The sequence below is a fragment of the Paracoccus nototheniae genome, from assembly GCF_004335005.1.
GTDB classification, from domain to species: Bacteria; Pseudomonadota; Alphaproteobacteria; order Rhodobacterales; family Rhodobacteraceae; genus Paracoccus; species Paracoccus nototheniae.
Genome location: NZ_RQRT01000034.1, coordinates 39,029 through 45,320, shown reverse-complemented (window position 1 = coordinate 45,320; position 6,292 = coordinate 39,029). Strand labels below are relative to the sequence as shown.

6 protein-coding genes are annotated in these 6,292 nt (G+C 66.1%); 2 read left to right on the top strand and 4 right to left on the bottom strand.

Annotated elements, in window-relative coordinates; translation table 11 throughout:
- The coding region (locus EG885_RS13155) for a 2Fe-2S iron-sulfur cluster-binding protein (RefSeq protein ID WP_341352761.1) at positions 1-285 on the bottom strand (285 nt) is incomplete at its 3' end.
- Between the two features lie 400 nt (positions 286-685).
- Here EG885_RS13155 and EG885_RS13150 point away from each other — a divergent pair.
- Positions 686-1,579 carry a LysR family transcriptional regulator gene (locus EG885_RS13150; protein WP_131575286.1) on the top strand — a complete coding sequence of 298 codons (894 nt, stop codon included), beginning with the start codon at positions 686-688 and terminating at the stop codon, positions 1,577-1,579.
- A 291-nt stretch (positions 1,580-1,870) separates the two neighbouring features.
- On the opposite strand, the gene EG885_RS13145 is transcribed toward EG885_RS13150, so the two are convergent.
- The 3 genes from EG885_RS13145 to EG885_RS13135 form a co-directional block, all read right to left on the bottom strand.
- A complete protein-coding gene (locus EG885_RS13145) occupies positions 1,871-3,124 on the bottom strand; it encodes a urate hydroxylase PuuD (RefSeq protein WP_131575284.1) in 1,254 nt (417 codons plus the stop codon).
- 1 nt (position 3,125) lies between these two features.
- The gene (gene uraH / locus EG885_RS13140) at positions 3,126-3,479 is read right to left on the bottom strand and encodes a hydroxyisourate hydrolase (RefSeq protein WP_131575281.1); all 354 of its coding nucleotides are present in this window, start codon (positions 3,477-3,479) and stop codon (positions 3,126-3,128) included.
- A 122-nt stretch (positions 3,480-3,601) separates the two neighbouring features.
- Complete coding sequence (locus EG885_RS13135; RefSeq protein ID WP_131575279.1) at positions 3,602-5,080, bottom strand: nucleobase:cation symporter-2 family protein; 1,479 nt, start codon at positions 5,078-5,080, stop codon at positions 3,602-3,604.
- A 287-nt stretch (positions 5,081-5,367) separates the two neighbouring features.
- Here EG885_RS13135 and bhcR point away from each other — a divergent pair, with 287 nt between their 5' ends.
- The gene (gene bhcR, locus EG885_RS13130; RefSeq protein WP_131575277.1) at positions 5,368-6,195 is read left to right on the top strand and encodes an HTH-type transcriptional regulator BhcR; all 828 of its coding nucleotides are present in this window, start codon (positions 5,368-5,370) and stop codon (positions 6,193-6,195) included.
- Positions 6,196-6,292: the final 97 nt, after the last annotated feature.

The window sequence follows — 6,292 nt, the reverse complement described above, 5'->3', positions numbered from 1 at the left end:
TTGCGCCCCATCTTGCGGGCCGCGCAGATGCTCGATGGTCACGATATGGGTGGCATGGCAGGCCGCCAGCAGCCGGATGCAGGCATTCACCGGCTCATAGACCAGACCGTCCGGCGTCAGCCGCCCCGACAGCACCGTGCAGGCCCCGCAATCACCCTCGGCGCAGCCCTCCTTGGTGCCGGTCAGGCGGCGGACCAGACGCAGATGGTCCAGAAGCGTGTCCGAGGCCCCCACATCGCTCAGGCCCACCGGGCGGTCGTTCAACAGAAACTGCAGCTGCGTCATCGCGTGGCCTTTGTCGCATCGCCCGGGCCAATAAGCCGGAGCTTGGGTTGAGGGGCCGGATCACCGGGCCGGTCGATCGGGCCCGGAACGGAGGGGCCCGGAAGACGGAGGGGCCCGGAAAACGGAGGGCCCGGAAGACAGGGGGCCCGGGTGGCTGGCCCCAGTCAATGCACCCCAGTCAATGCGCCCCGGTCGGCAAGCCCGGCCGCATCCGGCGCCCGTGACGCGTGGCCCTAGGCAATGCAGCCGCTCGGACAGACCAAGAGATCGCCCCCATCCCTGCCGCCCGGGCGGCACCAAGATCGCCGTCCCACACCCGATGCTAGGCCCAAATCCACCCTTGCGAAATCCGCCCCAACATAGAAGACTTTACACGTCTCATTGAAAGCGGACCAGTTCCATGTCCTATCTCGAAAGCCTCCGCGTCTTCGTCCGCGTTGTCGAACTCGGATCAATCACCGCAGGAGGACGCGATCTGCGGCTGTCCCCGGCAGTTGCCTCGAACCGCATCAAGGATCTGGAAAACCGCTATGGCGTGCGGCTGCTGAACCGCACCACGCGCAAGCTGACCCCGACCGAAATCGGCCGCGCCTTCTATGACCATGCCCGCCGCGTGATCGAGACCCTGGACGAGGCCGAGGCGCTGGTCTCGGGCTTTTCCGGGCGCCCGCAGGGGGTGATCCGGCTGACCGCGCCTCTGGGCTTGGGGCGACGGCTGATCGCGCCGCTGATCCCGGCCTTTTGCGCGGCCAATCCCGGCGTGGACATCCGCCTGCGTCTGTCGGACCGCAGCGTCAATATCGTCGAGGATGCCATCGATCTGGCCTTCTTTCTGGGCGAGCCAGAGGATTCGGCCCTGAAATGGCGCCGCATCGCGCCCTGCCCGCGCGTGCTGGTCGCCGCACCCGCCTATCTGGAAGCGGCGGGCACGCCCGCCCATCCCGACGATCTGGCAAGCCATAATTGCCTGCTGCTGCGCTATCCGCGCAGTCCGGAATATTACTGGACGCTGCAGACCCCCGAAGGGCCGCGCAAGATGATGGTGCAGGGCCGCTTCGACACCGATGACGGCGATGTGCTGACCCATTGGGCACTGGAGGGCCACGGCATCGCCAACCGCCCCGCCTATGAGGTCAGCGCCGATATCGAGGCCGGGCGACTGGTCCGCGTCCTGCCCGACCATCCGCCCCTGCCCTCGCAATTCGGCTGCCTGACCCCGCATCGCCGGTTGCAGGATCCCAAGGTGCGCCTGTTCGCCGATTACGCCATGCGCGAATTGAAACCGCTCTTCTGACGGCCGGTGCGCAGGCCTTGGGAACCTTGCCTGGGGCGCGGATCATCGGCGCGGGGGATCGCCTCCCGCGGCTGCGCCTGACGGAGAGGGGAGGATCAGGGGCTGCCGCCCCCATCGCGTTTCGCGATCCCCCGCGGATATTTAAGTGAAGAAGAATGGGGCCCGGCGGCCTTTCTTCTTCACTCAAATATCCATCTTGTCAGGTCGCGCCAAAAAGCCCCCGGCATTGTGCCGGGGGCTTTCGTCGTCACGGGCCCCGATCAGGCGGCGGCCTGGCGCCGTTTCGCGTCCCTAAAGCCCTGCGACCCCGGCGGCGCCGACCTGCCGGAACCAGCGGCGGATCAGGGCGCGTTCCTCATCCTCCATCCCGGTGATGTTGGCGGGGGGCATCGCATTGGTCAGACCGGCCTGCACATGGATCTCTCGTGCGGCACGGGCGATGTCCGAGGGGGTTTCCAGCAGCAGGCCCTTGGGGGCGTGATGGATCCCCTCCCACACCGGTTCGCGGGCATGGCACATCGAACAGCGCCCGATCACCGCATTCGCGGCCTCCTGAAATTCCGGCGCTTCGGCGAACCGCGCCTCGACCCCGGTCAGCGGGCGGGCCATCGCCTCGTCATAGCTGTCGCGGTTCGCGCCAAGCGCCGACAGCCACATCACCGCCACGAACAGCATCGCCGTCACCGCCCAGGTCCACCAGCGATAGCCCCCCCGGGCATGCATCGTGTTGAAGAAATGCCGGATCGTCACCCCCATCAGAAAGATCAGCGCCGCGATCAGCCAGTTGTATTCGCTGGCAAAGGCCAGAGGGTAATGGTTCGACAGCATCAGGAAGATGACCGGCAGCGTCAGATAGTTGTTATGGGTCGATCGCAGCTTGGCGATCTTGCCGTATCTGGGATCAGGCGCCCGGCCCGCCTTGAGATCGGCCACCACGATGCGCTGGTTGGGCATGATCACCAGAAACACGTTCGCGGTCATGATCGTCGCGGTGAAGGCCCCCAGATGCAGCAGCGCCGCGCGGCCTGTGAAGACCTGATCATAGGCCCAGCCCATCGCCACCAGCGCCGCGAACAGCAGCAGCATCAGCGCGGTGGGCCGGTTGCCAAGCGGCGATTTGCACAGCCCGTCATAGATCAGCCAGCCCAAGGCCAGCGACCCCGCCGAGATCCCGATCGCCTGCCACAGCGCCAGGTCGGCCTTGGAGGGCTCGATCAGATAGAGGCTCGCCCCGGCCCAATAGGTCACCATCAACAGCGCCGCGCCCGACAGCCAGGTGGCATAGCTTTCCCATTTGAACCAGGTCAGGTGTTCGGGCATCCGTTCGGGCGCCACCAGATATTTCTGGATGTGATAGAAGCCGCCGCCATGGACCTGCCATTCCTCGCCATGCGCGCCGGGTGGCAGATGCGCGCCCTTCTGCAGCCCCAGATCCAGCGCGATGAAATAGAACGACGAGCCGATCCAGGCGATCGCCGTGATGACATGGGTCCAGCGGATCGCGAACGCCACCCACTCCCACAGGATGATACCGTCGGGGACCATCTCAGCTGCCCCGATAGGTCGAAAAGCCGAAGGGCGAGACCAGCAGCGGAACATGGTAGTGGTCGTCCCGCGACATTCCGAAGCGGATCGGGATCACGTCCAGAAAGCGCGGATCCTCGGCCGGAATGCCGGTCGTGTCCATCCAGTCGCCGGCGTGGAATTCCAGCTCGTAGATGCCGGTCGCGAAGGCATCCCCGGGCAGGATCGGGCCGTCGGTGCGGCCGTCCTGATTGGTCACCATCCGGGCAACCTCGCGGCGTTCATGGCCAACCAAGGCATGCAGGACCACAACCATCCCCGCCGCGGGCAAACCCCGCGACACGTCCAGAACATGAGTCGTCAGATATCCAGCCATCGCAAATCCCTCGCTGTCCGTCAAAGCCCGCCCGACCATAGCCGATCGCGGGAAAGCTGCGACCTCTGTCATCGGAAAGGCATTCTTTAGAAAATCGGTGTAATCGATCGGGGGTCCGCTGCCTAATGATCGGACAGGCGCCCGGCTTCGGCCAGCTCGGCCTCGTCCGCGGGGGCCGCGCCGTTATAGAACCAGTTCAGCGCCACCGCCGAGACCGCCGCCAGAAGAATGCCCGAATGGATCAGCGGATGGATCGCATGGGGCAGCCATTGTTTGAAATTCGGCGCGACCAGCGGGATCATCGCCATGCCGATGCTGATCGCCACCACGAACAGGTTATGGCGGTTCGCGGTGAAATCGACGCGAGACAGGATGCGCACGCCGGTGGCCGCGACCATGCCGAACATGACCAGACCCGCGCCGCCCAGAACGGTCGTCGGCAGGCTTTCGACCAGCGCGCCCATCTTGGGGATCAGCCCCAGCACGATCATGATCGCCCCGCCCGCCACGCAGACAAAGCGCGACCGGATGCCGGTGACGCCCACCAGCCCGACATTCTGGGAAAACGAGGTATAGGGAAAGGTGTTGAAGATCCCGCCCAGCATCGTGCCCAGACCATCCGCCCTCAGACCCGCCGCCAGCGATTTCGAATTGACCGGACGCTTGCACATGTCCGACAGGGCCAGAAACATGCCGGTCGATTCGATCATCACCACGATCATCACCAGCACCATCGTGGCGATCATCACCGGATCAAAGGTCGGCAGGCCGAAATGGAACGGCTTGATCAGCGCGAACCACTGGGCCTCGCCCACCTTGTCGAACTGCATCAGCCCCATCAGGGCCGCCGCGATCCCGCCCACGGCGATGCCCAGAAGCACGGCGATATTGGCCATGAACCCCCGGCCAAAGCGCGAGATCGCCAGGATCGTGCCCAGCACCAGCACCGCGATCATGATATTGGTCCCCGAGGCATAGGCCGGGTTCTGCACGCTCGGCGCCAGCCGCAAGCCTTCCGGCGCGCCGCCTTCCGCCACGGCCTGATCCAGCCAGGCCTGCTGCGCGGGATCGACCAGCAGGGGCGCCGTCGGTCCCGCAGGCAGACCAAAGATCCAGTTGATGCCGATGGGCATCAGGCTGATGCCGATGGCCAGAATGACCGTGCCGGTCACCACCGGCGGAAAGAACCGCAGCACCCGACCGATCAGCGGCGCCAGCAGCATGGCGATCAGCCCCGCGGCGATCACCGCCCCGAAAAGCGCGCGCGCGCCCTCGGTCCCCGGCTCTTGCCCGGCAATGGCGACCATCGGCCCCACGGCGGCAAAGGTCACGCCCATCATCACCGGCATGCGGATGCCGAAATACTGCGTCATCCCCAGACTTTGGATCATCGTGGCCAGCCCGCAGACGAACAGATCGGCCGAGATCAGGAACGCCACCTCTTCGGGCGGCAGCTGCAGGGCGCGGCCCACGATCAGCGGCACCGCGATGGCGCCCGCATACATGACCAGCACATGCTGGAACCCCAGGGTGATCAGCCGCCCGGCGGGCAGCATCTGATCGACCGGATGGATGCCGGTCGGCGCTGGATGATCTGTCATGGTGTCTCCCCTTTGGATGATGGCGGTTTGGGACCGCTCTGTCTTCAGGGCTAGCCTCAGTGGGGCAATTTCCGAAATTGATTTTCACCGCGGACCTTGCGCATGCCCCCCGGCTGCATGAAAAGATGGCATGAAAATGGGCCATTTCACCGCTGCCGGATTTTCCATTCGCACAAGGAAAACCGCGCCCGGACCTGAAAGCCCCATCAAATCGGGGCCTTGGCTTTTCCACTTGCGAGCGGCGATTTTCGCCCGCATCTAAAGACAGCATTAACAAGGGACGCAGAATGGCTGAACCCATCCGCCGCCGTGGGCGCCCCCCGAAGGTTGGCGCCCTGAAAGCCGACCCCGAGGCACCCGGAACCGTGCAGGCGCTGAACCGCGCGCTGGACCTGCTGGACCTGCTGGCAGCCCATCCCGGCCTGACCCTGTCCGAAGTGGCCAGCGGCGCCGGTCAGCCCGCCTCGACCGTGCACCGCGTTCTGCACACGCTGGCGCTGCGCGGGATGGTGGAAAGCGATCCGGCGACGCAGGCCTGGACGATCGGGCCGCAGGCCTTCCGGCTTGGCGCGGCCTTCATGCACCGCGCGGGCATCGTCGACCGCGCACGCCCGATCCTGCGCGCGCTGATGGATCACACCGGAGAGACCGCCAATCTGGGCATCCTGCAGGGCGACAGCGTGCTTTTCCTCAGCCAGGTCGAAACGACCGAGACGATCCGGGCGTTTTTCCCACCGGGCACCCGCGCGGCGCTGCACGCCTCGGGGATCGGCAAGGCGCTGCTGGCCTTTGGCCGCCCGGATCTGTTCGACATGGTGACGGCGCGCGGCCCGCTGGCGCGGTTCACCGACCAGACCCTGACCGATCCGCAGGCCCTGCAGGCCGATCTGGCCCGCATCCGCCATCGCGGCTTTGCGCTGGATGACGAGGAGCGCAGCCGTGGCATGCGCTGCATCGCGGCCCCGGTCTTTGATCTGGGCAGCGAGGCGGTGGCGGGCCTGTCGGTCAGCGGGCCCGCCCATCGGATCGGGGCGGAACATGTCAAGACCCTGGGCGCCGTGGTCACCGCCGCCGCGACCGCACTGACCGAGGCGATGGGCGGGCGGATGCCCTGACAGGCGCGCCCGCCAATCCGTCCCGCCGCTGCACCTTTGGCAAGCGCCCACGATCTTAGCGAAATCCTTGATACAGCATTCGCCGCCTGCCCGCTTG